The organism is Bradyrhizobium sp. 197, from assembly GCF_023073375.1.
GTDB lineage: Bacteria > Pseudomonadota > Alphaproteobacteria > Rhizobiales > Xanthobacteraceae > Bradyrhizobium.
Genome location: NZ_JADPJJ010000030.1, coordinates 28,403 through 54,300, shown reverse-complemented (window position 1 = coordinate 54,300; position 25,898 = coordinate 28,403). Strand labels below are relative to the sequence as shown.

24 protein-coding genes are annotated in these 25,898 nt (G+C 64.5%); 13 read left to right on the top strand and 11 right to left on the bottom strand.

The window, feature by feature from the left end; all coding sequences use genetic code 11:
* The first annotated feature begins 11 nt into the window (after positions 1 to 11).
* The 8 genes from IVB27_RS06795 (at position 12) to IVB27_RS06760 (ending at position 8,890) form a co-directional block, all read left to right on the top strand.
* The gene (locus tag IVB27_RS06795) at positions 12 to 1,664 is read left to right on the top strand and encodes an NAD-dependent malic enzyme (protein WP_345946839.1); all 1,653 of its coding nucleotides are present in this window, start codon (positions 12 to 14) and stop codon (positions 1,662 to 1,664) included.
* A gap of 304 nt (positions 1,665 to 1,968) precedes the next feature.
* Positions 1,969 to 2,361 carry a BlaI/MecI/CopY family transcriptional regulator gene (locus tag IVB27_RS06790; RefSeq protein ID WP_247341405.1) on the top strand — a complete coding sequence of 131 codons (393 nt, stop codon included), beginning with the start codon at positions 1,969 to 1,971 and terminating at the stop codon, positions 2,359 to 2,361.
* Positions 2,358 to 4,877: a M56 family metallopeptidase gene (locus IVB27_RS06785; protein ID WP_247442332.1), complete on the top strand. Its 2,520-nt coding sequence runs from the start codon at positions 2,358 to 2,360 to the stop codon at positions 4,875 to 4,877. The genes IVB27_RS06790 and IVB27_RS06785 overlap by 4 nt, the downstream gene beginning before the upstream one ends.
* A 161-nt stretch (positions 4,878 to 5,038) precedes the next feature.
* Positions 5,039 to 6,502, top strand: coding sequence for a DUF1800 domain-containing protein (locus IVB27_RS06780; protein WP_247442330.1), 1,464 nt, complete (start codon positions 5,039 to 5,041; stop codon positions 6,500 to 6,502).
* Between the two features lie 2 nt (positions 6,503 to 6,504).
* Entirely contained in the window at positions 6,505 to 7,755 is a 1,251-nt protein-coding gene (locus tag IVB27_RS06775) for a DUF1501 domain-containing protein (RefSeq protein WP_247442327.1), read from the top strand.
* 32 nt (positions 7,756 to 7,787) lie between these two features.
* On the top strand, positions 7,788 to 8,006 hold the full coding sequence (locus tag IVB27_RS06770; RefSeq protein WP_247442325.1) for a hypothetical protein: 219 nt from the start codon (positions 7,788 to 7,790) through the stop codon (positions 8,004 to 8,006).
* Between the two features lie 93 nt (positions 8,007 to 8,099).
* The gene (locus tag IVB27_RS06765; RefSeq protein ID WP_247442323.1) at positions 8,100 to 8,618 is read left to right on the top strand and encodes a septal ring lytic transglycosylase RlpA family protein; all 519 of its coding nucleotides are present in this window, start codon (positions 8,100 to 8,102) and stop codon (positions 8,616 to 8,618) included.
* A 116-nt stretch (positions 8,619 to 8,734) separates the two neighbouring features.
* A complete protein-coding gene (locus IVB27_RS06760; RefSeq protein WP_247442322.1) occupies positions 8,735 to 8,890 on the top strand; it encodes a hypothetical protein in 156 nt (51 codons plus the stop codon).
* Positions 8,891 to 8,958: 68 nt separating this feature from the next.
* Here the strand turns inward: IVB27_RS06760 and IVB27_RS06755 are convergent, their stop codons facing one another.
* The 3 genes from IVB27_RS06755 to IVB27_RS06745 form a co-directional block, all read right to left on the bottom strand.
* The gene (locus IVB27_RS06755; RefSeq protein WP_247341423.1) at positions 8,959 to 9,264 is read right to left on the bottom strand and encodes a hypothetical protein; all 306 of its coding nucleotides are present in this window, start codon (positions 9,262 to 9,264) and stop codon (positions 8,959 to 8,961) included.
* 112 nt (positions 9,265 to 9,376) lie between these two features.
* Positions 9,377 to 9,649, bottom strand: a complete 273-nt coding sequence (locus IVB27_RS06750) for a hypothetical protein (protein WP_247442320.1) — start codon at positions 9,647 to 9,649, stop codon at positions 9,377 to 9,379.
* Positions 9,650 to 9,741: 92 nt separating this feature from the next.
* Positions 9,742 to 12,432 (bottom strand): flavin-containing monooxygenase, encoded by a 2,691-nt coding sequence (locus IVB27_RS06745; protein WP_247442318.1) that lies wholly within the window; start codon positions 12,430 to 12,432, stop codon positions 9,742 to 9,744.
* A gap of 261 nt (positions 12,433 to 12,693) precedes the next feature.
* On the opposite strand from IVB27_RS06745, the gene IVB27_RS06740 reads away from it, so the two are divergent.
* A complete protein-coding gene (locus tag IVB27_RS06740; RefSeq protein WP_247341430.1) occupies positions 12,694 to 12,870 on the top strand; it encodes a hypothetical protein in 177 nt (58 codons plus the stop codon).
* An 80-nt stretch (positions 12,871 to 12,950) separates the two neighbouring features.
* Positions 12,951 to 14,411: a carboxylesterase/lipase family protein gene (locus IVB27_RS06735; protein ID WP_247442316.1), complete on the top strand. Its 1,461-nt coding sequence runs from the start codon at positions 12,951 to 12,953 to the stop codon at positions 14,409 to 14,411.
* 11 nt (positions 14,412 to 14,422) lie between these two features.
* Here IVB27_RS06735 and IVB27_RS06730 read toward each other — a convergent pair whose 3' ends face one another.
* A complete protein-coding gene (locus IVB27_RS06730; protein WP_247329577.1) occupies positions 14,423 to 14,602 on the bottom strand; it encodes a hypothetical protein in 180 nt (59 codons plus the stop codon).
* Positions 14,603 to 14,758: 156 nt separating this feature from the next.
* On the opposite strand from IVB27_RS06730, the gene IVB27_RS06725 reads away from it, so the two are divergent.
* Positions 14,759 to 15,553, top strand: a complete 795-nt coding sequence (locus tag IVB27_RS06725) for a DODA-type extradiol aromatic ring-opening family dioxygenase (RefSeq protein WP_247341435.1) — start codon at positions 14,759 to 14,761, stop codon at positions 15,551 to 15,553.
* Between the two features lie 53 nt (positions 15,554 to 15,606).
* Here the strand turns inward: IVB27_RS06725 and IVB27_RS06720 are convergent, their stop codons facing one another.
* Genes IVB27_RS06720 through glgC form a run of 3 tightly spaced genes read right to left on the bottom strand, consistent with a single transcriptional unit; the run spans position 15,607 to position 18,621 of the window.
* Complete coding sequence (locus IVB27_RS06720) at positions 15,607 to 15,867, bottom strand: SWEET family sugar transporter (protein ID WP_247341438.1); 261 nt, start codon at positions 15,865 to 15,867, stop codon at positions 15,607 to 15,609.
* Positions 15,868 to 15,904: 37 nt separating this feature from the next.
* Positions 15,905 to 17,362: a glycogen synthase GlgA gene (gene glgA, locus IVB27_RS06715; RefSeq protein ID WP_247442315.1), complete on the bottom strand. Its 1,458-nt coding sequence runs from the start codon at positions 17,360 to 17,362 to the stop codon at positions 15,905 to 15,907.
* Positions 17,359 to 18,621, bottom strand: a complete 1,263-nt coding sequence (gene glgC, locus IVB27_RS06710; RefSeq protein ID WP_247442313.1) for a glucose-1-phosphate adenylyltransferase — start codon at positions 18,619 to 18,621, stop codon at positions 17,359 to 17,361. Before glgC ends, glgA begins: the two co-directional genes overlap by 4 nt.
* A 293-nt stretch (positions 18,622 to 18,914) precedes the next feature.
* Between glgC and IVB27_RS06705 the strand changes: the two genes are divergently transcribed.
* Complete coding sequence (locus IVB27_RS06705) at positions 18,915 to 19,391, top strand: hypothetical protein (RefSeq protein WP_247442311.1); 477 nt, start codon at positions 18,915 to 18,917, stop codon at positions 19,389 to 19,391.
* A gap of 4 nt (positions 19,392 to 19,395) precedes the next feature.
* On the opposite strand, the gene IVB27_RS06700 is transcribed toward IVB27_RS06705, so the two are convergent.
* Both IVB27_RS06700 and IVB27_RS06695 read right to left on the bottom strand, forming a co-directional pair.
* Positions 19,396 to 19,599, bottom strand: coding sequence for a hypothetical protein (locus tag IVB27_RS06700; protein ID WP_247442309.1), 204 nt, complete (start codon positions 19,597 to 19,599; stop codon positions 19,396 to 19,398).
* Positions 19,596 to 19,775 (bottom strand): hypothetical protein, encoded by a 180-nt coding sequence (locus IVB27_RS06695; RefSeq protein ID WP_247442308.1) that lies wholly within the window; start codon positions 19,773 to 19,775, stop codon positions 19,596 to 19,598. Before IVB27_RS06695 ends, IVB27_RS06700 begins: the two co-directional genes overlap by 4 nt.
* A gap of 202 nt (positions 19,776 to 19,977) precedes the next feature.
* On the opposite strand from IVB27_RS06695, the gene IVB27_RS06690 reads away from it, so the two are divergent.
* Positions 19,978 to 23,049, top strand: a complete 3,072-nt coding sequence (locus IVB27_RS06690; protein WP_247442307.1) for an ATP-binding protein — start codon at positions 19,978 to 19,980, stop codon at positions 23,047 to 23,049.
* Between the two features lie 6 nt (positions 23,050 to 23,055).
* On the opposite strand, the gene IVB27_RS06685 is transcribed toward IVB27_RS06690, so the two are convergent.
* Both IVB27_RS06685 and IVB27_RS06680 read right to left on the bottom strand, forming a co-directional pair.
* The gene (locus IVB27_RS06685) at positions 23,056 to 24,150 is read right to left on the bottom strand and encodes a catalase family protein (RefSeq protein WP_247442306.1); all 1,095 of its coding nucleotides are present in this window, start codon (positions 24,148 to 24,150) and stop codon (positions 23,056 to 23,058) included.
* A 381-nt stretch (positions 24,151 to 24,531) separates the two neighbouring features.
* Entirely contained in the window at positions 24,532 to 25,512 is a 981-nt protein-coding gene (locus IVB27_RS06680) for an ABC transporter substrate-binding protein (protein ID WP_247442304.1), read from the bottom strand.
* Positions 25,513 to 25,898 lie beyond the last annotated feature (386 nt).

The window sequence follows — 25,898 nt, the reverse complement described above, 5'->3', positions numbered from 1 at the left end:
TGGGGGAATTCGTGAATAGACCTGCTCGGGTCAGCACCCATTCGACGTCATCCGACACCGCGCACGGCATGACGCTGCTGCGCGATCCCTTGCTCAACAAGGGCACCGCCTTCACGGCGCAGGACCGCGACGCGCTCGGCTTGCGTGGCCTGCTGCCGCCTTGCGTGCTGACGATGGAGACCCAGGTCGAGCGCGTGCTCACCAATCTGCGCACGCTGCCGACCGATCTCGAGAAATACGTCGCGCTGAATGCGCTGCACGACCGCAACGAGGCGCTTTTCTTCCGCGTCGTCGTCGACAATATCGACGAGATCCAGCCTATCATCTACACGCCGACGGTCGGGCTCGCCTGCCAGAAATACGGCCTGATCTTCCAGCGGCCACGGGGCATGTTCATATCCTCGCGCGATCGGGGCCAGATCGGCGAAATCCTGAAGAACTGGCCTTACCCAGCCAAGCTGATCGTCGTCACCGACGGCGAGCGCATCCTGGGCCTCGGCGATCTCGGCGCCAACGGCATGGGCATTCCGGTCGGAAAACTCTCGCTCTATTCGGCCTGCGCCGGCGTGCATCCCGAACTGTGCCTGCCGATCGTGCTCGATGTCGGCACCAACAACGAAGAGCTCCTGAACGATCCCTATTATCTCGGCCTGCGCGAGCGGCGGCTCACCGGCGAGGCTTATGACAGCTTCGTCGACGAATTCATGGTCGCCGCGCGAAAGACCTTCCCCGGTGTGCTGATCCAGTTCGAGGATTTCGCCAATCATTCGGCGTTCAAGCTGCTGCACAAATATCGGGATGACGCCTGCGTCTTCAACGACGACATCCAGGGCACCGCAGCGGTGGCGCTCGCCGGCCTTTTCTCGGCCTTGCGCATCAACGGCGGCAAGCTCAGGGATCAGCGTATCCTGTTCCTTGGCGCAGGCGAGGCTGCGACCGGCATCGCCGACCTCGTGGTCTCCGCCATGATGGCCGAGGGCGCCTCGGAGGCGGAAGCGCTCCGCCGCAACTGGCTGGTGGATTCGCGCGGTCTTGTCGTTAGCAGCCGCGAAGGCCTCTCCGGTCACAAGCTCCGTTATGCCCATGCCGATCAGGCGCCGATCGCCGACTTCCTTACCGCGATCAAGACGCTGAAGCCGACGGCTATCATCGGCGTTGCCGCGGTCGGCGGCGCCTTCACACCCGACGTGCTCAAGGCAATGGCCGAGCTCAACGAGCAGCCGATCGTGTTCGCGCTCTCCAACCCGACCTCGAAAGCCGAATGTTCTGCGGAAGATGCCTACCGCTACACCGCGGGCCGCGCGCTGTTTGCCTGCGGCAGCCCGTATGACCCGGTCAAGCTCGACGGCCGCACCTTCGTGCCGCGCCAGGGCAACAACTCCTACATCTTCCCGGGCGTCGGCCTCGGCGTCATCGCCAGCCGTTCACGGCTGGTGACGGACGAGATGTTCATGGCCGCCGCCCATACGCTCGCCAATTGCGTCGGCAAGGACGATCTTGCGCAGGGCAGCCTCTACCCGGCGCTGCCGCGCATCCGCGAGGTCTCGGTTCGCATCGCCGCCGCCGTCGCCGACGTCGCTTTTCAGCGCGGGCTCGCGGACGGACCCGCGCCGAACGACGTGAAAGGCCTGGTCCAGTCGCAGATGTACGAGCCGAAATACTAAGCGTGATGACTTTTGATTGACTCGATCTGGCGGCTGGCCCGGTCACCTCTCCCGCTTGCGGGAGAGGTCGGCGCGCTTGCGCCGGGTGAGGGCTCTATCCTCTTGGGAAGTCCCACTGCGGAGACACCCTCACCCCAACCCTCTCCCGCAAGCGGGAGAGGGAGCGCACCGCCCCCGCGCGTCGCAACGCGCCTAGTTAGGTCAGCACGCGACACGATTTCAGGTGGAAACGCCGTTGCGCGGCGCGGCCGTATATGCGACGTTCTGTAGCGCTACAAGAAAATTCGAAGCAAGGTAAGCCGCCATGGACGATCGTTTGCCCGATCTGGGCGACCTCGAGCACGAGGTCATGCAACTGGTTTGGGCCCATGGTCCTGTTACGGCCGAAATCGTGCGCGAGCGGCTGTCGCGGCGTCTGAAGGAATCCACGGTCCGCACGGTGCTGCGCCGGCTGGAAGAAAAAGGCTATGCTCGGCACACCGTGGACGGACGGACCTATGTCTACCACGCGGCTGAAGAACGCTCGCGGGTTGCAGCCAAGGCGGTGCAGCGCATCGTCGATTGGTTCTGCAACGGCTCGATCGAAGAGGTTCTCGTCGGCATGGTCGACAATGCGATGCTCGACCAGCAGCAATTGCGCACGCTGGCCGATCAGGTAGCCAAGGCGAAGAAGGCGAGGGGAGTGAAGAAAGAATGATCGCAACTCTGGCGGAGGCGGCGCTGCGCTCCCTTATGCTGGGAGGCGTCGTCTGGTTCGGCCTCAATCTTTTTCGGGTGCGCAATCCGCACGTCCACATGACGGCATGGGTCGTCGTGCTGCTGGCGTCGCTTGCGATGCCCTTCGTGATGCATTGGCCGACGCTCACGATTACCCGGCTGCCCTTGCCGGTATCCATGCCGGATGATTTTCTGCCGGCCGACATGTCGACGCTGGAGATGCCGCAGCCGACACCTCCGGTCGCGCCCGGTCCGGCGATTGTTCCACCGGCCAAGAGCGGGTTCTCGATCGATTGGTGGCTGGTCGCCACTATTGTCTATGCCGGCGTCGCCGGCCTGTTGCTGCTGCGGCTCGCTATCGGCCTTTGCCTGACCTGGCGTCTGGCGCGCGTCGCGAAGCCGATGAAGGGCCCGCTGATGATCGACGCTGATGTGCGCGTCAGCTGCGACGTTGGTGGTCCCGTTACCTTCGGCTCGACCATTCTGGTGCCGCCGCAATTTTCCGGCTGGGACGCGAAGAAGCGGCTCGCGGTGCTCGCGCACGAGGGCGCGCACGTCGCCAACCGCGATTTCTACGTTCTCTTGCTCGCGTCCCTCAACCGCGCGGTGTTCTGGTTCAGCCCGTTCTCGTGGTGGCAGCTCGCGCACCTCGCCGAGCTCGCCGAGATCATCAGCGACGCTGAGGCGATCGAGGTGATCGACGACCGGCTGTCCTATGCGGAAATCCTGCTTGAGTTTGCAAGCACCGTAAGACCGCGACCGGTCGAGCTTGCGATGGCGCGGGCCTCGACCGTGCGCGCCCGCGTCGAGCGCATTATCGCGGCCGCCGCCATGCCCGTCGCAGTCGGCTGGCGCAAGCGGCTTTGGATTGCGGCCGCGATCGTACCGGCCGTGATCGTATCCGCCGGCATGATCGCCTATCGCACGCCGGACCCGGCGCCCCTCGCCGCGGATACCGGCGAGGTGCCGGCCCAGCATTACCGTCCCTTCGTCAATTTCTATGCCATGGGCCCGGCTTCGGTGTTCGCGATCTTCCGGGACGGTGACGAGCTTTACGGCCAGCTCACCGGGCAGCGCAAATTGCGCCTGACTGTCGGGAGCGACGGTACCGCGTCCTACGCGGCCTCCTCCGGCGAGATCACGTTCCCGCTCGATGCCGAGCGTCGTTCGGCCGAACTGATGCTGCGCATGAACGGCCGCGACATACGCGCGGTTCGCGTCGCCGAGATGCCGACGGCGGCGGCCGATTCCGCATCGCTCGATCAATATGTCGGCTGGTACAGGGTCGCGCCGAACCGCGTGCTCACCGTGCGCCGCGACGGCGACCGGCTCCAGGTTCATGAAACCGTGCAGGGCCGGGCGGCGCTCCTCGCCGAAGGTGCCGACGTCTTCTCGATCCATGGCGACAATCTCCTGATTTTCCTGCGCGACGACCAAGCCAAGGTCTCGCGCGTGCTGGTCCAGAACGCAGTCTTCGGCGCCCGTCTCGCGCCGCGGATTGATGCGGCGCTGGCGCAGGCGATCGAGGCCGACTTCGCGCGTCGTGTCGCGGAAGTCCCGGATCGTTTCCGCGAGCAGGTTCCGGTCGCGGGCGGCAAGGAAATGATCCTGCGCGGGATCGAGGATCTGCGCCTTGGGACGCCGAACTACGACCGCATGAGCGCACCACTCGCCGCCAAGGTCCACCGCCAGGTCGACGAACTACATGCGACGTTGGTCGGCCTCGGCCCGGTGGAGTCGCTGTTCTTCCGCGGCGTCGGGCCCGGCGGCTACGACATCTATGGCGCCAAGTTCGAGAACGGCACCGCGGAATTCCGCCTGCTGCTCGAGCCCGACGGCAAGGCCGGCGACGTCATCTTCCGGGCCGATGGCAATGACGAGCTCGGCGGCATCGTCTCCTGCGCGGAGGAGGCGAATGTGCGCGGCCGTGCCGGCACCTCGCCGGTCCGGATCATGGTCTACAACGAGATGGGCGACGACATCCGCGTCTTCAATCTCGATACCGACGGCAATCGCAAGACGCAAAGCGTGGTCAGGCCCAACATGAGCTGGGCTGCCACGACCACCGTGAACAATCCCTGGGTGATCGCTGACAAGTCGGGGCGGTGCCTCGAGGTCCTGATGCCGGGCCGGCAGACGCGGTTCCACAATGTCGAGGCTTCGAACATCGGCGCAAAGCCCGGACGCGCCGCGCGCCGTGCCGTTCCGATCGCCAATGGCGAGGAGATGCTGCGCCGCTACATCGAGGGCGTCGGCAAGGGACAGCCGGACTACGAGCACATGACATCGGAAGTCGCCGACATCACGCGCCAGCAGCTTCCGTTCGACCAGGCGATCCTGGCGAAGCTTGGCGCGCTGCGTGCGGTCTCGTTCCGCGGCGTCACCGCGCTCGACAGCGACATCTACATCGCCCAGTTCGCCAACGGCTCGGCGGAATGGCGGATCGGTGTCAGGAACGGCACGATCACGAAGATCGCGCTTGGGCCCAATTTCTAGAACCGCTGCCGGTCTGCCGGACCGAGGCCTCCGACGTCTTGAGGGCGAGGTCTCAATCTCCGCTTGCGAGTCTATTCTGCGAATGCTACGATTTGTAGCATTACAGTTCGTAGCTTCGTGCGGCGCATTGTCGGGCAGGCTCGAAGAAGTGGGCATTCGCCATGAGCAATTCTGCAAAGGCCGAAGCTGTGCTGGCGCTTCATCGCTTCGGGATGGGGCCGCGGCCCGGATCAATCGCCGCTCTCGGCAGCGACCCGCGCGGCGCGCTGATCGCCGAACTCGATCGCCCGCTCGCGCTTGCCGCAGCCGCCAGCCTGCCCTCCAGTGCGAAAGCCTATCGCACGGTGGCCGACGCCAATGCGCGGCGAACGGCCCGCGCCAAGCAGGCCCAGCAGCAGGCGAAGAAGCAGCAGACGGCGTCCGCGCCGGTCATGTCGGAAGAGCAAACGCAGACGCAAGGGCCAGCGCAGGGTCAGGAGAAGGACGGGGCTGAGATGGCAGCCAAGCAGGCGGCCGAAGCCGTTCCCGATCCCGGACGTCCCATGTATTTGCAGGAAGCCAAGCTGCGGACCGAAGCCGCGCTCGGCGCCGACATCGGCTTCGCCGAGCGGCTGGTGTGGTTCTGGTCCAACCATTTCTGCATCTCGGCCTACAAGATCCAGAGCATGTCGGGTGCTTACGAGCGCGAGGCCGTTCGCGCCAATGCGCTCGGTCACTTCGTCGATCTGCTTCAGGCCGTCGAGGGCCATCCGGCGATGCTGTTCTATCTCGACAATCTCGGCTCGATGGGCGCGAACTCGATTGCCGGCATCAACCGCAGCCGCGGCCTGAACGAGAACATTGCGCGCGAAATCATGGAGCTGCATACGCTCGGCGTGCGTACCGGCTACAGCCAGGACGACGTCATCGGCTTTGCCAATGTGCTGACGGGATGGACGCTTGTTCCGCCCGGAGACAATCCCGAGCACGGTGGCGAGTTCATCTTCAATCCGCGGCTGCACGAGCCCGGCGGACAGACCGTGCTCGGCAAGCGCTACGAGCAGGACGATGCCGAGCAGGGCCGCGCCGTGCTGCGCGACCTCGCCGCGCATCCGGCAACCGCGACCCATGTCGCGACAAAACTCGCGCGCCATTTCGTGGCAGACGAACCGCCGCCGGCGCTCGTCGCGCAGATGGCAAAAGCCTTTTGCGACACCGAGGGCGATCTCAAGCAGGTCGCGATCGCGCTGGTCTCGTCAGACGAAGCGTGGCGCGGGCCGCCGTCAAAACTCAAGCGTCCCGGCGAATGGGTCGTCGGCATGGTGCGCGCAACCGGCATCAGGGAAGTCGATCCCACGCGCTTCACCGGCGGCCAGGACCTGCTCGGCGAGGGACTGTGGCGCCCGTCGGCGCCCAAGGGATATCCGGATGACGAGGCAAGCTGGATCGACGGCGTTGGCCGAAGGCTCGACATTGCCAATAATTTTGCCGAGCGCGTGGCGGCCACGGCGGATCCGCAAGCCATCATCGAGGATGTCTTCGCGTCCGAGATCGCGCCCGAGGTGAAGCAGGCGGTCGGGCGTGCCGAGAGCCGGCAGCAGGCTCTGGCGCTGCTGTTCATGTCGGCGGATTTTCTGAGGAGGTGAGTATGGGCTTCGTCAATCATTTGCCCACGCGGCGCGAGCTTCTCGTCGGTTCCGGAGCGCTGTTCGCATGGAGCCAAATGCCGCGGATTGCGCGCGCCGAAGGGCGCGATCCGCGCCTGCTGGTCATCGTGCTGCGCGGTGCGCTCGATGGTCTCGGTGCGGTCGCGCCGGTCGGCGATCCCGACTGGATCTCCTTGCGCGGCGATCGCGCGCTGGTGCTGGACGGCAAGACGCCGGCGCTGCCGCTCGATGCCTTCTTCGCGCTCAATCCGGCGATGCCGAACCTGCATCGGCTCTACAAGACCGGCAAGGCTGCGATCGTCCACGCCACCGCGACGCCCTATCGCGAGCGCTCGCATTTCGACGGCCAGGACGTGCTGGAGAGCGGGTTCGTCAAGCCCGGCATGACCAACTCGGGATGGCTCAACCGCGCGCTGCTCGCGCTGGAATCGGGCGGGCGTGTCGACCCGCGCGGCAGCCGCGCACTCGGCATTGGCTCGGTGACGCCGCTGGTGGTGCGCGGCTCGGCGCCTGTCATGACATGGGTGCCGCAGAAATTGCTGCCGGCGAGCGAGGACACGCAGAACCGCCTGCTCGATCTCTACCAGCACACCGATCCGAAGCTTGCGACCGTGCTCCAGGCCCGCATGAAGCTCGCCTCGCTCGGCGGCGCACCGGGCACGGGCGATCCGATGTCCGACGATCCGACGCTGGCGCCGCCCGGCATCGCGCGCGTGCGCGCCTATTTTGCCGAAGCCGCTGGCACCGCCGCGCGCTATCTCGCAAAGCCCGATGGTCCGCGTGTCGGCGCCATGGGCTTCGTCGGCTGGGACACGCACATCGCCGAAGGCGCGGCCGCGGGCCAGCTCTACAATCTGCTCGGCGCGCTCGACGGCGCATTCGCCGCAATCGAGAGCAACATGGGCGAGGCCTGGCGAGAGACGGTGGTCGCCGTCGTCACCGAGTTCGGGCGCACCGTGCGCATCAACGGGACGCAGGGTACGGATCACGGCACCGGCACGGTCGCTTTCCTGATCGGCGGCGCGCTCGCCGGCGGCCGCGTGATCGCGGACTGGCCTGGCCTGAAGCCGGCGCATCTCTTCGAGGATCGCGATCTCAAGCCGACCACGGATTTGCGCGCGGTGTTGAAGGGCCTGCTGAGGGATCATCTGCGCGTCGAGGAAAAGGTGCTGGCCGATGCGGTCTTCCCCGGCAGCGCCGATGTCAGACCGATGGGTGGCCTCGTCGGCTGATAGCGCGGCTTTGCAACCGGATCGGGTTCGAGATGTGCACACTGACACAGCGGGAGCTCGACTTTCTCGCCAGCCTCAAGACAGGCTGGCAGTGGCTCTATCGGCGCGAACTCGCGCGGCTCCTGAAGGGTGACACCAAGCCTTCCGAGGTTCAGCCGGGGCCGCGCATCGTCTGGCACGTTGTATCGGACTTATCTCACGAGCCTGTCTCGATTCAGGGCAAGCCAGTGTGGTGGAATCGTCACAGCTAAACACGAAACGGCTGCGGCCTCCGACCCGCTTTTGTTCCGACAAGGTTCTGCCCTCATTGCCGGCCGAAACTCGGGCCGTTCGGAGGGCGCATCATGTCTCGCTTTGCACGTGCCGAAAATACCCGGATTTCGCTGGCAACCTCGTGCCGGTTGCTGCTCGCCATCGCCGGTGCGGCGTCGCTTGCGGCGTGTGCGCAATCGCCGGTCGGCCGCCAGAAGGCCGATCTGGTGGGCACCAGCCGGCAGGCCACGGTCGAGCGCCCGCACAGGGTGGCGGCACTGCATCCACGGCCGATCAGCCGGGTGCGCGTCCCCGACGGAGACGCAAAGCAAACAGCCTCGCATGGCGTTGCCAGCTTCTATTCGGATACGGAGACCGCGAGCGGCGAGAGGTTCGACAAGAACGAATTGACCGCGGCCCATCCCTCCCTGCCGTTCGGCACGAAGCTGCGCGTCACCGATGTCTCCTCTGGTCGCTTCGTGACCGTCAGGATCAACGATCGCGGGCCTTATGTTCGCGGACGCGTGGTCGACATCTCTCCCTCTGCGGCTGAGGCGCTCGGCATGGTCGACAAGGGCGTCACCAATGTCCGGCTCGACGTCGTGCAATAAAGCGCGATTCTCATCGATTTCCGACGCTGTGCTTAACCGGCTGTTAGCCGCCTCCGACGCACGATCGACATCCAAACAATTCCGGACTCCAAATCGGGGCTCTTGGGGGGCGGCGTTTGAACACGATCCAGTATCTCGAAGATCAGGCCACACGCGCCGAGCGGCTCGCCAAACGGATCACGGATACCGTGACGATCGAAAAGCTCCTGAGCTTCGCGGGCGAACGCCGCCGCGAGATCGAGGTCATCGCCGGCAAGCACCGGCGCGCCTGATTCTCATCATCCATGCGCTGAGCGCATACGCCTCGCTTCCTCGTCTGAGCAATCGAAGTAGCGCGCGCTCAGCTATAGCTTTCGACGAAGTCGCTGAGATAATCGGGCAGCCTCACGCCATCGATGTCGCAGCGCGCCCGAATCTCACCGGCGACGTCGGTCGAGATGTCTTTCATCCAGTGCTCGAGCGTGTTGAACGAGATGACCTGGATGGGATCGTTGAAGCAGCCGGCGACGAGCTCGCCGATGGTGGCGTCGAGATCGCTTCGCTCGATGCGGATTTCAGTCGCCTTGTCGAGGCGATCGATCACCACGAACAAGGTCTGATCTGCGCCATAGGGCACGACCTGGGCTGGCACGCCGGCTTCAAGCATGTGAAGCACTCACACCTTCGCTTCCGATCACCACTAACGGGTAAAACCGGAAGAAGGTTCCTGCTTTGTGAGAAGCTTGTCGTGTGCATGCAGCTTCGGCGTCTGCAGGCAATCAGAGATATTCCCTGAGCCGCGATAGCTCGGTGACGTGCTCGGGCGAGAGGATATCCGTGACCAGCGACGGCTGCGCCGCCGTGTGAATCTCATAGAGATGCCTGGTCGTCGCCGGCTTCTCCATGAAAGCCGAGATGCATTCGTCCAGAGTGCCTTGGCTCACCTGATAGGAATCTCGGTCCGGCCGGCGCTGGTTCGCAAGCGAAGGCCATTTATACAGGGCCGCAGCCGCGCCGAAATCAACCTTTGAATCCGCAACCACGTCGCCCATCGCCCCACCTCACGCAACACGCACTCCATTACACGGGTGCCGCCCCACAAAACGCAGCGGCCGGGAAAAAGTTCCCGGCCGCTTTGTCTTTGTCAGCTCGCGGCCGCCGCAATTCTGGGCTCCGGGCTGGCGTGACCGTGGCTGATCTCGTCGCCGCGACCGACCTTTGGCGGAAGCCCGGCGAAGCGCCGCAACGCCTCGGCCATCTGCACCCGGCCGGAGACCCCGGTGATCACCACGTCCACCATGGCGAAGGACGAGTGGAAATGACCGCGCGCCCTAAGTTGCTCGACCGGGACGCCGGCGGCCGCCATTGCCTCGGCGTAGGCGATGCCCTCGTCGCGCAGGGGATCGAATTCGCAGGTGACGACGAAGGCCGGCGGCAGGCCCGCAACCTTGCCGCGGAGCGGCGAGACGCGCGGATCGGTGCGGTCGGCTGGCGAACAGTAGAGATCCCAGAACCAGTACATCAGCGAGCGGGTCAGGAAATAGCCGGTCGCATTGTCGTTATAGGAGGGACGATCGAATGTGCAGTCGGTGACCGGGCAGATCAGGAGCTGGCCGGCAATCTCCGGGCCGCCGCGATCGCGTGCGAGCTGACAAGTGACGGCGGCGATGTTGCCGCCGGCGCTCCAGCCTGCGACCAGCACCGGGCCCGGCTTGCCGCCGAGCTCGGCGGCGTGCTCGGCGATCCAGCGCGTCGCTGCATAGCCGTCTTCGGCTGCGGCCGGGAAACGATGCTCGGGCGCATGACGATAGCCGACGCTGACGAGCATCATGCCGGTCCGCCGCACCATGTCGCGGCAGAACGGATCGTCCGACTGCTCGTCGCCGAGCACCCAGCCGCCGCCGTGGAAATAGACCACGACCGGATGCGGCCCCGGCGTCGCCGGCCGGTACACGCGGTACGACAGCGGGCCGTCGGTGCCGGGCAGGGTGCCGTCGACGATGTCGCCGATCGGCCGTCCCGCAGGCCGGCCCTTGTTGAACTCGTCGACGAAGGCGCGGGCACCGATCGCGCCCATCGACTCGATCTGCGGCAGATTCAGCGACGCCAACAGGTTCAGCACCAGCCGCACATCCGGCTGCAGGCGCACCACTTCGCCGTCATTGCATTGCGCGGCAACGTTGGGGCCGGTCAGCTTGAAGCCGAGCATGCCGCGGCTCGTGACCTCGTCGCAGATGCTGCGATAAGGGCCGACGCCGCCGGTATAGGGCATCAGGCCCTGCACCTTGCCGGGCACGTTGGCGCCCGTGTACCAGGTGTTGGCGAGCCGGTGCAGCGTCACCATCGAGCAGTCGGCCATGTGCCGGCCCCAGCCGGCCTGCGCCGTCTCGGTCGGCTCGATCGTGGTGAAGCCGGCGTCGCGCAATGCCTTGAGCCGGTCGACGACCCAGTCCACATGCTGCTCGATCGACACCGCCATGTTCGACAGCACCGACGGGCTGCCGGGGCCGGTGATCATGAAGAAGTTCGGAAAGCCCTCGACAGTGAGCCCGAGATAGGACTGCGGTCCCTGTGCCCAGACATCGCTGAGCGATTTGCCGCCACGTCCGGTGATCGGATGCACGGCGCGGATCGCGCCGGTCATGGCGTCGAAGCCGGTCGCGAACACGATGACATCGACGTCGACGCTGCGCTTGGCCGTCGTGATGCCGCTTGCGGTGATCGCCTTGATCGGCTCCTGGCGCAGATTGACCAGCGTGACGTTCGGCCGGTTGTAGGTCGCGTAGTAGTTGGTGTCGAGGCAGGGGCGTTTTGCGCCGAAGGGATGATCGTGGGGCATCAGTGCCGCCGCCGTCTCCGGATCCTTCACGGCAGTGCCGATCTTCTCGCGGATCAGCTCGCCGATCAGCGCATTGCCATCGACATCCACGCCCTGGTCGGCCCAGAGCTGGGTCAGGATGTGGACGAGGTCGCCGGCGGCCCAGGCGCGTTCGAAGCGCTCGCGACGCTCGGCATCGCTCAACTGCCAACTCACCACCGTCTGCTGCGGATACGGCACGCCCGTCATCGACAAGCGTGCTTGATCGCGATATGCGGCGCGGTCGCTTTCGAAGAAGGTCTTGCGATCCTCCGGCGCCGGACCGTTACCCGCCGGCAGCGCGAAATTCGGCGTGCGCTGGAATACGGTCAGATGCGCGGCCTGCTCGGCGATCAGCGGGATCGACTGGATGGCCGATGAGCCCGTGCCGATCACGGCGACGCGCTTGCCGGCGAGATTGACGCCGTCATGAGGCCAGCGTCCGGTGAAATAGACCTCCCCGCCAAAATCCTTGACGCCGTCGATCTCGGGCGGCTTTGGCGCGGAAAGGCACCCGGTGGCCATGATGTAATGGCGGCAGGAGACCGGTGCGCCATTGTCGGTGGTGAGCTGCCAGCGTTCGGTCGCTTCGTCCCATTTGGCTTCGGTCACCTTGGTCTTGAAGCGGATGTCGCGCCTGAGATCGTAGCGGTCGGCGACGAAGCCGAGATAGCGCAGGATCTCGGGCTGGGCGGCGTATTTTTCCGACCAGGTCCAGGCCTTGTCGAGTTCCGGATCGAACGTATAGCTGTAATCGATGGTCTGGATATCGCAGCGCGCGCCGGGATAACGGTTCCAGTACCAGGTGCCGCCGACATCGCCGGCTTCTTCGAGGGCGACCGCCGTGAGGCCGGCCTTGCGCAGCCGATGGAGAAGATAGAGGCCGGCAAACCCGGCCCCCACCACGGCAACATCGACCTGCTGACTGGCTCCGCGACCCGCGTCAGAGGCACGTGCAGCAACCATTGCGTCAGGCATGGTATTTCCTCCCCTATGTTTTGTTTTGCCGGCAGGCTATCGCCGCAGGCTCGGCTTGTCATCAGAGCAAGTGCAATCTTCGGTAGCTGTTTGCGGCGTCATCATGGCCGCGCGAACCTTGCTTCAATGCACGCATCGCGATGCACAATGGCCGTGATTACCCGGGCTAATCATGGATGATCCGTCTGTGTATGCTTGCGGCTACAAGCCACGCATATCCAGGGCGTCATGACAGAGTTGAGTGAGCGAACCAGAGCGAACATGGACGTCGTCCTGGAGGAGACGTGCCGTCAACTGCCGCATGGCGGCGATCACGACAGCCGCAGGTTCATCGCCCAGCGCCTGATCGAGGCGGCGCAGTCAGGCCACTCCACGCTCGGTGAACTCGGCATCATCGCACGGCACGCACTGGCTGAGCTTATCGCCAAGGGCAGCTAGGCGCCGCCGCGGCGCTTGCCTCGCTATGGACGACGGACATAACCTGACCGAACCCTTCCGCGCATCGAGATGCTCCGAAGATGCAGTCCGTGTTCGCGCTTTTTGCGGCGTCTGTCATCCTCTGTTGCAACGGCTCGGCCGTGGCCCAGCCGGTCGGCCAATTTCCGTTCGCGCTGACGCGTGAAGGACAGATGCTTGGCGCCGTCGAAGGCGAGGTGGCGTCGTTCAAGGGGCTGGCCTATGCGGCCGCGCCGATCGGGCCGCTGCGCTGGCGTCCGCCGCAGGCAACGGCCGAGAGTTCGGAGATGCGCACGGCCTACAAGTACGGCGCGCCGTGCCTTCAGCCGTCGCTGCCGGGCGCGAGCGAGGATTGCCTCACGCTGAACGTGTTTCGTCCGTTCGGGGTCGATGGCCCGCTGCCGGTGATGCTATTCATCCACGGCGGCGCTTTCGTCCGCGGCACCGCGAACGATCCGCTGTTCGACGGCGGCAGGCTGGCGCAGGCCGGCCTCATCGTGGTGACCGTGAATTTTCGCCTGGGCGCGCTCGGCTGGCTTACCGAGCCCGCGCTGTCGGAAGGCGGCTCCGGCAATTACGGCCTGATGGACCAGATCGCCGCATTGCATTGGGTGCACGACAACATCGCGGCCTTCGGTGGCGATCCAAACAACGTCACCTTGTTTGGCAGCGGCGCAGGCGCGACCTCGATCGCGCTTTTGATGCTGTGTGCGCAATCGCCCGCGCTCTTTCAGAAAGCCATTCTGCAATCGGTCCCTGGCCGTGCGCGGCTGCGCTCGGCGCAAGAGGCCGAGATTGTGGGCCGGCAATTCGTCGCGGCGCTTGGTCAACAGGCTGATTTGCGCGTAGCCGAACCGCGAGGCCTGCTTGCCGCCGAAAAACATCTGCTTGAAAAATCGCCGCGCAGTTTTGCGCCGACGATCGATGGACGTCTGGTGAGCGAGGAGGTCGCCGCAGGCTTCGCGGCCGGACGTGAGAGCCGCATTCCGATGATCATCGGTTCGAACGATGACGAGACGGGTTTCGACAGCGAGCTCGATATCCGGGAGGAGCTGGCATCGTCAGGTATCACCAGCGACGAACTGCGCAAGCTCTATCCCGATCTCGCCAAACCTTCGGACCGCGCGGCAAGGTTCTACACCGACAAGGTTTTCTCGGAGCCCGTGCGACTGCTGGCGCGGCTGCATGCCGCAAGCGGCGCGCCGACCTTCCGCTATCGCTTCGCCTATGTGCCGGAGGCACGGCGCGCCAACCCCGAAGGCGGTCACGGGCGGGAATTGCAGTTCATCTTCGGCGCAGAAGGCATGCCGGGTGCGGGCATCTTGTCACGCGGTGATCGCGCGGTCGCAAGCCGCATGCGCGCCTACTGGATCAACTTCGCCAAGAGCGGCGATCCGAACGGTGCGGACCTGCCGCGATGGGACGCTGCGGCAGGCGGCGATCGCCTGCTGCTGATCACGAATGATCGCCTCGCGACCGGAGACGACCCCTGGTCGGAGCGCCTGGACCGGCTCGAGCGTTAGATGAGTTGGACTTAAGCCGCGAGCTCGACGCGCGGCGCCGGGCTCAGCCGGTCTTCCTCCAGATAATCCATCGCGCCATCCCTCTCGACGGCGTAGAATTGCTGGCCTTCCCTGGACCTGTAGGCGGCGCGAACCACACCGCGGCGGCCCTTGTCACTGTTGACGACGTCCCCCAGCGCAAACTTCTTCATCTCACGTCCTTGGTCTTCTGGCCGACTCCTTCGGCCACGCCCGGATTTTGGGCGGCAAATCGTTAACGCCTTGCTAACCATACGGGTTTGCCTATGCTCGCCGCCGATCGCGCGGCTGTTACACGCGCATGCTGTCAACGAGACGAGCCCGCATCCATGACGCGATTTCCGACCCTCTTCCTGTCGCATGGCGGCGGTCCCTGGCCGTTCATGGAGGACAGGCGGGTGCAATATGCGAAGACTGCCGAGGCGTTCGGCCGGCTACCGCAGCTATTGCCAGCAAGCCCGAAGGCCGTGCTCGTCATCACCGGCCATTGGGAGGCCGAGACCTTCACGGTGACCACCTCGGCGCATCCGCCGATGGTGTACGACTATCACGGCTTTCCCGAGCACACCTATCACCTCAAATATCCGGCACCGGGCAAGCCCGAACTCGCAGCGGAAGTGAAGGCGCTGCTTGCGCGCGCCGGCCTCGATTGCCGCGAGGATCCCAATCAGGGTTTCGATCACGGCACCTTCGTGCCGCTTGGCCTGATGTATCCGAATGCCGACATGCCGATCGTGCTGCTGTCGCTGAGATCGAGCTATGACGCGGCCGAGCACATCAGGGTGGGGCAGGCGATCACCTCGCTCCGGGATGAAGGCATTCTGATCGTCGGCAGCGGGCTCACCTATCACAACATGCGCGGGTTTGGCCGGGCGGAGTCGAAGCCGGTCTCGTATGATTTCGAGGCCTATCTGAACGAGGCGATCGGCAGTCCGGACTCGGCGCGCCGCAACGCGATGCTGGTTGACTGGGAGAACGCGCCGAGTGCGCGTCTCGCGCATCCGCGTGAAGATCATCTGCTGCCGCTGATGGTGGCCGCCGGCGCCGCCGGCAGCGACGCGGGCAAGCGCGTCTTCGTCGACGAGGTCGCTAACGTTGCGATGGCGTCGTATGTGTTCGGGTGAACTCGTAGGGCGGATTGCGCTTCGCTAATCCACCCCAAGGCATCGCGCTAGCCTCACCCGTATTTCAGCTTCATGAACAAGATGCCGCCGGCGAGCAGCATGGTGATGGCGTTGGCAGCGACCAGCGGCGCGTCGCCGGAGAGCAGGCCGTAGACGAGCCAGAGCGCGAGGCCCAGCACCATGATGAGAAACATGCCGAGCGAAATGTCGCGCGCCGAGCGGGTCTTCCAGACCTTGATGACCTGCGGCGCGTAGGCGACGGTGGTGCAGGTGGCGGCGGCAAAGCCGATCAGCTTGATCGTAAGGGGTTCCATGCCGGCTCTATAGCATGGATTCGAGGACGATCAGGCCTCAGGCGCGGCGGGACGCCATCAGCCCGCGATAAAGCGCGGCATAGTCGCCGGCACGGTTGCGCCAGGACACGTCGGTCGCGAGGCCGCCCAGTTGCACACGGCGCCAGGTCAGCTTGTCGTGGAAGGCGATGTTGGCCTTGCGCAGCGTGCCGGCGAGGGCATCCGCGGTCACGGGGCCGAACTTGAAGCCCGTGGCATCATGGCCCGATTTATCGGCCTCGCCGATGTCGACGATGGTATCCTCGAGGCCGCCGACGCGCGAGACGATCGGCACGGCGCCATAGCGTAGCGCACAGAGCTGGGTCAGGCCGCACGGCTCGAAGCGTGACGGAACGATGAGCGCGTCCGAGCCGGCCTGGATCAGATGCGCCATGATCTCGTCGTAGCCGATCACGACCCCGATCCGGCCCGGGTTCGCGCGTGCGACGGCCTGATAGCGTTCCTGGAGATCGCGGTCACCGCTTCCGAGCAGCGCGAGCTGCATGCCTTCGCTCAGGATGGTCGGAATGGCCTCGAGCAGGAGATCGAGCCCCTTCTGCCACGACAGGCGGCTGATGACGCCGAGCAATGGCGTCTCGTCCGAGGAATCGAGATTGAATTGCTGCTGAAGCACCGCCTTGTTCGCGGCCCGGAAGGTGAGATCCTCTGCGCCGAAGCGGTAGGCGATGTGCGGATCGGTCTGCGGATTCCACACATCGATGTCGATGCCGTTGAGAATGCCGCTCAGAACGTTGGCACGGGAGCGAAGCAAGCCGCCGAACCCCATGCCGCCCTCGTCGCTCTGGATCTCCCGCGCATAGGTCGGCGAGACCGTGGTGACGCGATCGGCGAATTGCAGGCCTGCCTTCAAAAAACTGATGCCGCCGAAATATTCGAGGTCGTCGATGCCGAGGGCGTGCCAGGGCAGGCCAATCGAACCGATCAGCTCGGGAGCGAACTTGCCCTGATAGGCCATGTTGTGGATGGTCATCACGGTGCCGGGCCGCGGTCGGCCGTCATAGTGCAGATAGGCCGGCGCGAGCCCGGCCTGCCAATCATGGGCGTGCACGACGTCGGGCACGAAGGCGGGAACGAGACCGTGGCCGATATCGGCGGCGATGCGCGACAGCGCCGCGAAGCGCACGCCATTGTCCGGCCAGTCGACGCCCTCGGCGGTGACGTAGGGATTGCCCGGCCGCGCGTAGAGATGCGGCACGTCGAGCACGAACAGATCGAGCCCGTCATGCGAGCCCGCGAGCAGGCGTCCGGGGCCGCCGAAATAATCCGGCCAGCGCCGGATCTCGTCGGCTCCTCCGAGCATCCGCATCACGTCGGGATAGCCCGGCATCAGCGTGCGCATCTCGACGCCGTGAGCTTTCAGCGCGAGCGGCAGCGCGCCCGCGACATCCGCGAGGCCGCCGGTCTTGACGATGGGATAGACTTCAGAGGCGACCGCGAGGACGCGAACAGGCGTCATGTATTGAGCCTGTCCAGCATCGACTGGGTGATGAGCGAAATGCCCTGTTCGGTGGTGCGGAAGCGCCTCGCGTCCAGCTCGGGATCCTCGCCGACGACGAGGCCTTCCGGGATCTCCACGCCGCGGTCGATCACGACGTTCTTCAAGCGCGCGCCGCGGCCGACATTGACGTAGGGCATGATCACGGCGTTCTCGACATTGGCGTAGGAGTTGACGCGCACGCCGGTGAACAGCAGTGAGCGCCGCAGCGAGGCGCCGGAAATGATGCAACCGCCCGAGACCAGCGAACTCACGGCCTGGCCGCGTCGGCTCTCCTCGTCGTGGACGAACTTTGCCGGTGGCGTGATCTCCGAATAGGACCAGATCGGCCAGGCGCTGTCGAACAAATCGAGCTCGGGTACCACGTCGGTGAGGTCGATATTGGCGGCCCAATAGGCGTCGACCGTGCCGACATCGCGCCAATAGGCGCGGGGGTCGCTGCCGGAGCGGACGCAGGAGGTCGAGTACTGGTGCGCCATGGCGCGGCCGTTCTTGACGAGGTAGGGGATGATGTCCTTGCCGAAATCGTGGTTGGAGTTCGGATCCTCGGCGTCGCGCTTGAGCTCCTCGAACAGGAGTTTCGCGTCGAACACGTAGATGCCCATGCTGGCGAGCGAGACGTCCGGCTTTCCCGGCATCGGCGGCGGATCTTTCGGCTTTTCCAGGAACGACTTGATCCAGCCATTCTCGTCGATATGCATGATGCCGAAGCCGGAGGATTCCGCCCGCGGCATTTCGAGGCAGCCGACGGTGACGTCGGCGCCGCTCTCGACATGCTGGCGCAGCATCACCTCGTAATCCATTTTATAGACATGGTCGCCGGCGAGAACCACGATGAAGCGGCAGGCGTGGGATTCGATGATGTCGATGTTCTGGTAGACCGCATCCGCCGTGCCGACATACCACATGTTCTCGGAGACGCGCTGGCTGGCCGGGAGAATGTCGAAGCTCTCGTTGCGCTCGGGACGGAAGAAGTTCCAACCCATCTGAAGGTGCCGGATCAGGCTGTGCGCCTTGTACTGGGTGGCGACTGCGATGCGGCGGATGCCCGAGTTCACGGCGTTCGACAGCGCGAAATCGATGATGCGGGATTTTCCGCCGAAATAGACCGCAGGCTTGGCGCGCCGGTCGGTCAGCTCCAGGAGCCGGCTGCCGCGTCCGCCGGCCAGGACGAACGCCAGGGCCTGACGGGCAAGCGGCTCGGGTCTCGCGGCACTCATGTCATCCTCCCACAACTCTGGCGCTCGCCAGAAGCCTCCCGGCCGCGCACTTCGGAACCGATAGTAACGGCACGAACAGTCAATCGGGAAGGTGGTTGTTGGTTGCGAATGCGCGGGAAGCTTAATGCTTTGCCGGGTCTGCGGCCTCCGGTCTGATGACAATTGAGGCATCCCATCTTGTGCGGTGCACGCAATTGGAGGCGCGACTTTTGAGGCTTTGACTTGGCGCAAGGATGCCCGATCATGCGACCGCGATCCTCTTCCGAGCGAAACGTCAAACAGGGAGTGAGGCGATGAGTATCTGGAAAATGACAATTGCCTGTTCGCTGGCGGGTGCGGTGATGGCCGGCCAGGTCGAGCAGGCGGCAGCAGCCCCGCTGCCGACCAATGTCGCGACCATGAAGGCCGCGGTCGGCGATGATGTTACGCAGGTGTACTGGCGCGGCCGAGGTTTTGGATGGGGTATTGGCGGTCTCGCGGCCGGCGCGATCATCGGCAGCGCCATCGCCAGCAGCGCGCCTTATGGCTATGGATATGGCGGCGGCCCATACTATGGGGGCGGCTATGGATATCCGGGCCCGGGCTACAGTTATGCGCCCGTCTATTATGGCGGCGGCTACGGATCCGGTTATGCTTATGGTCCGGGTTACGGTTATGGCGGCTACTACGCGCGTCCACGCTACTACGGCTATCGCGCCTATCGTCCATATTACGGTCCGCGCTACGGCTACTACCGGCCGTACCGGGCCTATCATCGCGGATATTGGTGATCGATCAAACGGGCGGAGCGCCTCGCCGCAGCGCGACGATGCTGAAGAGGTTTGAGGGCCGCTGCACGCAAGCGGCCCGATCGGCTTGCGCGCGTTGAACCCGGTGATGCGGCACGACGAGCCGGCCATGCCCGCCCGCGACAATCCCGATGCAGATCGCGACGATGATCGCGATCTCGATGCACCATTCGAGCGGTCCCGGGGTCATGGCAGCGCGATGGTGTTGGTGAGATCGGGCTCGGACAGGCCCGGACCGCCGCACGCAAGGTAGATGGCGACGAGAAAGATGCGGCTGAGGACGGTGACGCTCAATATGACCTTGACGTCGTAATGGCGAATGGCAAAAGCGAGAGGCGAGATCGCCAGGTGTTTTAAAATGCTCATGGCCAACTCCTTGCCGGAATTCAGGCATCGACTGCCTGTCGACTGAAATGACAGTGTGATGAAAAGGCCGTCCGACGCCTTGCCGGCGTCTCTGAAGTGGACAGGCCAATGCTAGTGCCGGCGCAGGGCGCAGGTCTTTAGCGCGCCCTTACATTTGGCTGAGCTTTCCCTTAAGATCGGGGAGCATCCGGGGGTTGGAGCCGTGCGTAGAGACGCGCTTGCCTTTGGTGAATTCCGCCTCGACCGGGCCAACGCGCTATTGTGGCGAGGCGGGGAGCGGATCGCGCTGGCGCCGAAGCCGTTCGAGGTTCTTTGCTATCTTGTCGGTCGGCCCGGTGAGCTCGTCACCAAGGAAGAGTTGCTCGACGCGGTCTGGTCCGATCTGCACGTCAGCGAGTCGAGCCTCGCCGTTGCCGTGAACACGCTGCGCTCGGTGCTCGGCGATGACAGGCAGTCCCCCAACTACATCGAGACGGTGACGCGGCGCGGCTATCGCTTCATTGCGCCGGTCGCGACCGCCGAATTGCCTGCGATCGAGCGGCCAGCCGAAGAGGAGGCGGCTTCCGCCACGGAGCAGGTCGTCGATCGACGCCGGCACTGGAGGGTAGGCCGCACTGGGGCACTCGAGACGCTGGACAAGGCGTTGCAACTCGCTCGTACCGGACAGCGTCAGATCGTCTTCATCACCGGCGAGGCCGGGATCGGAAAAACCACCCTCCTGCAAATGACGCTCGACAGGATGAACCAGCAGGGACTGGGCGTGCTGCACTGTAGCTGCAACGAGTTGTTCGGCACTCACGAGGCCTTTCTTCCGCTGATCGGAGCGCTAAACGAGTGCTGCCGTCGAACCGATGGAGCATCGCTGCTGACTTCCATACGCGAGCACGCGCCGACCTGGCTCGCGCAAATGCCCGGATTCCTCGGCGAAGCAGACCGGGCCGCATTCCAGCATGAAGTCTTTGGCGCAACCCGGGAGCGCATGCTGCGCGAATTTGCCGATCTCATGGAACATCTCGCCGTCAGGCGACCATGGGTGATCATCCTGGAAGATCTGCATTGGAGCGACGTTGCCACCGTGGATGTGCTCTCCCGGCTTGCGCGCCGGGATCGGAGGGCGGCTATCCTCGTGCTGGCCACCTATCGGCCGATGGAAGTCGCCGTCGGCGGACATCCTATCCGTGCCGTTCACCAGGACTTGCGGATTCACGGACACGCCACCGAGCTCGCGCTCGATCGACTAACCGGCATCGACGTCGAACGTTATCTTTCCCTGCGCTTCAACTCGGCCGATTTTGCCAGAGAGCTGGTCGAGCGCATCTTCGCGAGAACCGGCGGGCATCCTCTGTTCGTGTCGTCTCTCCTCGATCATCTCGTGGCACAAGGCGCGCTTGTCGAGCACGAATTGGGCTGGCGGCTGGTCAGCGAAGACGCGGCCTCGCATGACAGCATGCCGCGCGATCTGGAAGGAATGATCAAGCAGCAGATTGATCACCTCACCGTGGACGAGCGCAGCCTGCTCGAGGTTGCCAGTGCGGCGGGAGCGGAGTTTTCTGCGCTCCATATCGCCGGTGCGCTGGACCGTCCCGTGCTGGATGTCGAGGAGATGTGCGAGGACCTGGCGCGGACTGATCGCATTATCGTCGTTGCCGGCATGACTGAGTGGCCGAGCGGAGGTGTCTCCGGTCGCTATGCGTTCCAGCACGCGCTCTACCAGGAGATCCTCTACCAGCGGCTCGCGCCGGCGCGCCGCACGAAAACCCATGCGCTACTTGGGGCGGTGCTCGAGCAGGGCTACGGGCCGCAGGCTGCGGAGATCGCCGCCGTTCTCGCGCGCCACTTCGAACTGGGCCGCGATTTTCCGAAAGCGATGCATTATCTGGGCGCGGCCGCCGAGGGCTCGGCGCGAAGGTTCAGCACACGCGAGGCCGCCAATTACCTGTCCCGTGCTTTGGAACTGGTGCCGCATTTGCCGCCGGAGTTTCGGGTGACAGCACGTCTGAAGTTGCTGCTTCAGCGCGCCTGGGCCTGGCGGGCCAGTGGAGATTTCCTGAATTCCCTGCAGGATCTCAGCGCAGTCGTCGCCCACGCGGCGGAGAACGGACACGTGCGCGAAGAGGTGAACGCACTGGTCGACCTCAGCAGATTCTGTCTTTACGTCGATCGACGCCAGAGCCTGCCTGTTGCGGAACAGGCTCTTGTAAAGAGCCGGGCGATCGACGACGCCGCGTTCAGCGCTCTGGTCCAGGGGAACGTTGCCAATTTGAAGCTGATGCTCCGCGGCTGGGATCGCGAGAATGCGGACCTTGCCGAGCATGCGTCAGCACTGATCACCGGAGAACAGGATCTGAGCATGCGGCTGCGACGCTGCTCGATGGAGATGGTGCTGGAGTTCTTGCGCGCGAATTATCCGGCCTGCTGCGATGCGACGACCAGGGGCAAGGAGCTCGCCCGCCTGGTCGGTGACGTCTATCTGTTCGTACTCTATGAAACGGTCGAGGCGTTTGCCCAGATTTATCACGGTGAATGGGGGCAGGCGCAACGAAACGTCGTCTCCGCGTTGGCCATCTCGGAGCGAAATGCAAATCCGCAGGCCGTCGCGCTGTGTCATCTCGCGATCGGATGGCTGTATTCCGAGGCGGAGGAATATGGGAGCGCGTCACGGCGTGCGGAGGATGCGCTCGGCCCGATGATCGAGGCCAATCCGTTCACCTTCTTCGTTGGCAGGAACCTGCTGGCGCGAGCTTATGTCAGGATGGGCGACCTGACTCGGGCGCGGCAGCATCTCGATGCGATGGAGCGGCGAATGGAGGTCGATCGCGTGCCGATGGAGTCGCTGGTCATCCCCCACTATCTGCTGACTTGCTGCGACTATTGGATCGCGATCGGCGATCTGGATCGCGCCCAGAGTTCGGCCAGCCAGTTTCATGAGGTGACGAGCGCGGCACCCGACCGCCCGTTTCTCGCGCTGTGCCACGAGGTCATGGCAAGAATTGCGATCCTGAAGCAGGATGTGCAACTCGCTGGCGAACATTTGTCGACGGCAATTTCGATCGTCCGCCATGCCAGGTTGCCGCATGCCACCTGGCGGGTTTATCGCACGACCGCAGCGCTTTATGCGAGCCTCGGACAAACGCAAAGGGCTGCCAAGTGGCGGGACCGCTCCGGCCAGGTGATCGGATCGCTGGCAGAGACGCTTGATCCCGGCGATCCGCTGCGATCGGCGTCCTTTTTCGACGCAGGCCGGGACACCCGGTTCGATAGTGCGGAACGGTGATCGGGCTCAATCCGGCAGGTCCGCGATCTGTCGCGGTTCTCCGGGCTGTTGCTTGACCGTGTGTTGATTTTGCTGCTGCCGCAGCGTGCGGGAGGCACGGTAGGCATCCCTGCGCAATCGCATGATCGAGCCGAGCGGCTGATGCGCCGCGAGACATCGCCATGGATCGAACGAAAGCACCTCGTCGGAATAGACGCGACGCGCGGGGCTGTCGGCGGTCTGGCGCGGAAGCGTGATCTTGCCGAGTGCTTGCGGCGGCGCGACGTCTTCGGGCCAGTCGATCGAGGCATCTTCGATCGGCGTTTGCTCCAGGTCGGTGCAGAGCTGGGCAAATAGTTCGTACTCGGCCGCATTGTCCTTGAAGAAGGCAACGACAGTGTTCAGCACGGCATTATCGGCATCGTGGCAGGGCTGGCCGGTGAGCCGGCGGACCGAGGCCGAGAGCGGCACCAGGCGAAGCCTTGCGATATAATCGCCAAACCGCAGTGCTCCCTCTGTGTGAAAGGTTTCTCCAAGAATGTTGCTGCCGGCATCACCAAGCGCTTTCAAGACTATCGGGATCGGAATGCCTGTTCTGTCCGATGCGGCGACCAGGATGCGCGCGACAAAGCCTATGGGTCCATACGCCAGATCCGGCAGGATCAGGCTGCGCTCGACCTTGTGCTGTGCGCGCATATAGGCCATCGCATCCGCGAAATAGCTAGGGTGATTGACGAGCAGGAGATCCTGGTTCGTCGAGTCGTCGTCGCCGAGCGCCTTAAGCCCAGTCGCGCCCAAGACCTTGATGGCAAACCCCCGCGGCGAACGTACGCGATCGCTCCTGTTGAATGCGGTGGAGAGGCGGACGATGATCGGGAAGTGGCCAGCCTGTTTGAACAGGCCCTGGCGCAGATGATCCGGCAAATCGTCGTAGACGATCAGCTCGCCGCGGAGATAGCCGGCGCCCTTGGCGTGCTGCTGCCGGGTCCCATGCTTGTCGTTGTGAAAAGTGCGAGCGCTCGTTCGCGAGATCGAGGCAACGATCGCCTCGACGGCCTCCGCTTCCTCCGGCCGGATTTGTTCGACGGACGGATCGTAACGAAGATACTGACCGGCTGACATGGCGCTGATCTCCCAGCCCGAAGGTCGCCTTCCCATTGCAAGCGTCGACGGCCGCAGGGCGAGTTCCACTGTAAGCCCGTCCAGTCGGGATCGGCAATCGGAGAACGAGCTGCGGTTGCCTGGACAAGCCGTGGGATGAGGCATCCTGTTACCGACGAGATCACAGGGTCGATGCTAGGCCAGTGGCGTTTCGTAAGTCCTTATGGGCTCCTTATGTTGTCCTGATCTTTTCCTTAAGGCCCGGCCAGCGGGCGGCGACGTTGGCCGACGTCTAAAGTGACAGCCACACGATCAGGCCCATGCAAGCGAAATGCGCGAGCACGATCGCGGCGAGATGCAGTGGGCCAGCCTTGAGGCGAAGCCTTCGCATCCCGCTGCCTCCTAGTTCGATCCTGCGGCCGCAGCGGTGAAGCTGCGGTCGACGGCTTTGCTGACGTCGAGCTTCTTCGGCAGGATGCCGTAGCGCGTCGAGCGGTCGGAGGCTTCCTGCACCTCCTTCACGACGTTCTCGTCGATCACGATCGGGCTGGTGCGCTGCGCGGTGTAGGCCGAGAGCAGCACGTCCTCCGGCAGCTTGGTTAGTTCGGCCGTGCTCTTGGCATATTCGCCGAGATGATCCAGCGACCACAGCCGCGCCTTGTTCAGCCGCTGCACGAGGTCCTGCACCGCCGCGCGCTTGCTAGTGATGGCGCTGTCAGAGGCGACGATAAAGGTGATGGTCGGCGTGAGGCCCTCACCATCGGCGATCACGCGGGCCTTGTCCTTGAGCGTCGCGAACGAGACGTAGGGCTCCCACACTGCCCAGGCATCGATCGAGCCCGCGACCAACGCGATCTTGGAGTCGACCGGGCCGAGCGGCGCGAAAGTCGCGTCCTCCAGCTTGATCTGCGCCTTCTCCAGCGTGGCGTCGATCAGGAACTGGCCCCAGCCGCCGCGCGTGCCGGCAAGGCGTTTTCCCTTGAGGTCGGCGGCCGATTTGATCGGCGAATCCTGGCGTACGAGAATGGCTTGTGTCTTCGCATCCGACCTTGTGCCGCCGATCGCCTTGATCGGCGCGCCGGCCGCGTAGACGGAAAGGAACGAGAGGTCGCCGGTGTAGCCGACGTCGAGTGCGCCGGCGTTGAGCGCCTCCAGGATCGGCGCAGCCGCGGGGAATTCCGACCATGCGATCTTGTAAGGCAGATCCTTCGCGTAGCCAGAGATCTCGAGCAGCGAGCGATTGCCGCCCTTCTGGTCGCCGACGCGCAGCACGATTGCGTCGGCTGCGAATGACGTCGCGGCCGTCGACAGGGTGATGGCGGCAGCAAGCAGCGATGCGGCGAGCCGGCGGGTGACGGAATGGTGGAGGGAGTTGATGCTCATGTTGCCTGTCTTGGTGCTTTGCTCACGACGCGTGAGCGAACGATCCAGCGAGACGATCAAGTCTATGGTCGCGCGATGCGCAGTCAATGAAATGGCTAACCGTATTGCGCGCGCGATGGGCAAGGACGTTTTAGCGAGGCGCTGCTTTCGAGAACGTGCGGTGTGCGCCACTGATGCTGCGCAAGAATGAAGCAAGAGAGGGAGTAGGCCAGCACGCTGCCAACCGATGCATCGGAAGAAATCCTTTCATCGTCCCGGACGCGCCGATGGAGAGAATGACTTCGCTTCGCGCAACATTCGAAAATCCATTTCATTGACGATGCGGCGAGCACGCCGCATGATTTGCGCATCGCATCAACGAGGCGCAGCAGGCGCCGGCGAAAAGA

What these genes read in the sequence shown, in the direction of transcription:
- IVB27_RS06790 (WP_247341405.1), top strand. Translation starts at nt 1,969, where the DNA reads ATGGACGATCGTTTGCCCGATCTGGGCGACCTCGAGCACGAGGTCATG.
- IVB27_RS06785 (WP_247442332.1), top strand. Translation starts at nt 2,358, where the DNA reads ATGATCGCAACTCTGGCGGAGGCGGCGCTGCGCTCCCTTATGCTGGGA.
- IVB27_RS06780 (WP_247442330.1), top strand. Translation starts at nt 5,039, where the DNA reads ATGAGCAATTCTGCAAAGGCCGAAGCTGTGCTGGCGCTTCATCGCTTC.
- IVB27_RS06775 (WP_247442327.1), top strand. Translation starts at nt 6,505, where the DNA reads ATGGGCTTCGTCAATCATTTGCCCACGCGGCGCGAGCTTCTCGTCGGT.
- IVB27_RS06770 (WP_247442325.1), top strand. Translation starts at nt 7,788, where the DNA reads ATGTGCACACTGACACAGCGGGAGCTCGACTTTCTCGCCAGCCTCAAG.
- IVB27_RS06765 (WP_247442323.1), top strand. Translation starts at nt 8,100, where the DNA reads ATGTCTCGCTTTGCACGTGCCGAAAATACCCGGATTTCGCTGGCAACC.
- IVB27_RS06755 (WP_247341423.1), bottom strand. Translation starts at nt 9,264, where the DNA reads ATGCTTGAAGCCGGCGTGCCAGCCCAGGTCGTGCCCTATGGCGCAGAT.
- IVB27_RS06750 (WP_247442320.1), bottom strand. Translation starts at nt 9,649, where the DNA reads ATGGGCGACGTGGTTGCGGATTCAAAGGTTGATTTCGGCGCGGCTGCG.
- IVB27_RS06745 (WP_247442318.1), bottom strand. Translation starts at nt 12,432, where the DNA reads ATGCCTGACGCAATGGTTGCTGCACGTGCCTCTGACGCGGGTCGCGGA.
- IVB27_RS06740 (WP_247341430.1), top strand. Translation starts at nt 12,694, where the DNA reads ATGGACGTCGTCCTGGAGGAGACGTGCCGTCAACTGCCGCATGGCGGC.
- IVB27_RS06735 (WP_247442316.1), top strand. Translation starts at nt 12,951, where the DNA reads ATGCAGTCCGTGTTCGCGCTTTTTGCGGCGTCTGTCATCCTCTGTTGC.
- IVB27_RS06730 (WP_247329577.1), bottom strand. Translation starts at nt 14,602, where the DNA reads ATGAAGAAGTTTGCGCTGGGGGACGTCGTCAACAGTGACAAGGGCCGC.
- IVB27_RS06725 (WP_247341435.1), top strand. Translation starts at nt 14,759, where the DNA reads ATGACGCGATTTCCGACCCTCTTCCTGTCGCATGGCGGCGGTCCCTGG.
- IVB27_RS06720 (WP_247341438.1), bottom strand. Translation starts at nt 15,867, where the DNA reads ATGGAACCCCTTACGATCAAGCTGATCGGCTTTGCCGCCGCCACCTGC.
- glgA (WP_247442315.1), bottom strand. Translation starts at nt 17,362, where the DNA reads ATGACGCCTGTTCGCGTCCTCGCGGTCGCCTCTGAAGTCTATCCCATC.
- glgC (WP_247442313.1), bottom strand. Translation starts at nt 18,621, where the DNA reads ATGAGTGCCGCGAGACCCGAGCCGCTTGCCCGTCAGGCCCTGGCGTTC.
- IVB27_RS06705 (WP_247442311.1), top strand. Translation starts at nt 18,915, where the DNA reads ATGAGTATCTGGAAAATGACAATTGCCTGTTCGCTGGCGGGTGCGGTG.
- IVB27_RS06700 (WP_247442309.1), bottom strand. Translation starts at nt 19,599, where the DNA reads ATGACCCCGGGACCGCTCGAATGGTGCATCGAGATCGCGATCATCGTC.
- IVB27_RS06695 (WP_247442308.1), bottom strand. Translation starts at nt 19,775, where the DNA reads ATGAGCATTTTAAAACACCTGGCGATCTCGCCTCTCGCTTTTGCCATT.
- IVB27_RS06685 (WP_247442306.1), bottom strand. Translation starts at nt 24,150, where the DNA reads ATGTCAGCCGGTCAGTATCTTCGTTACGATCCGTCCGTCGAACAAATC.
- IVB27_RS06680 (WP_247442304.1), bottom strand. Translation starts at nt 25,512, where the DNA reads ATGAGCATCAACTCCCTCCACCATTCCGTCACCCGCCGGCTCGCCGCA.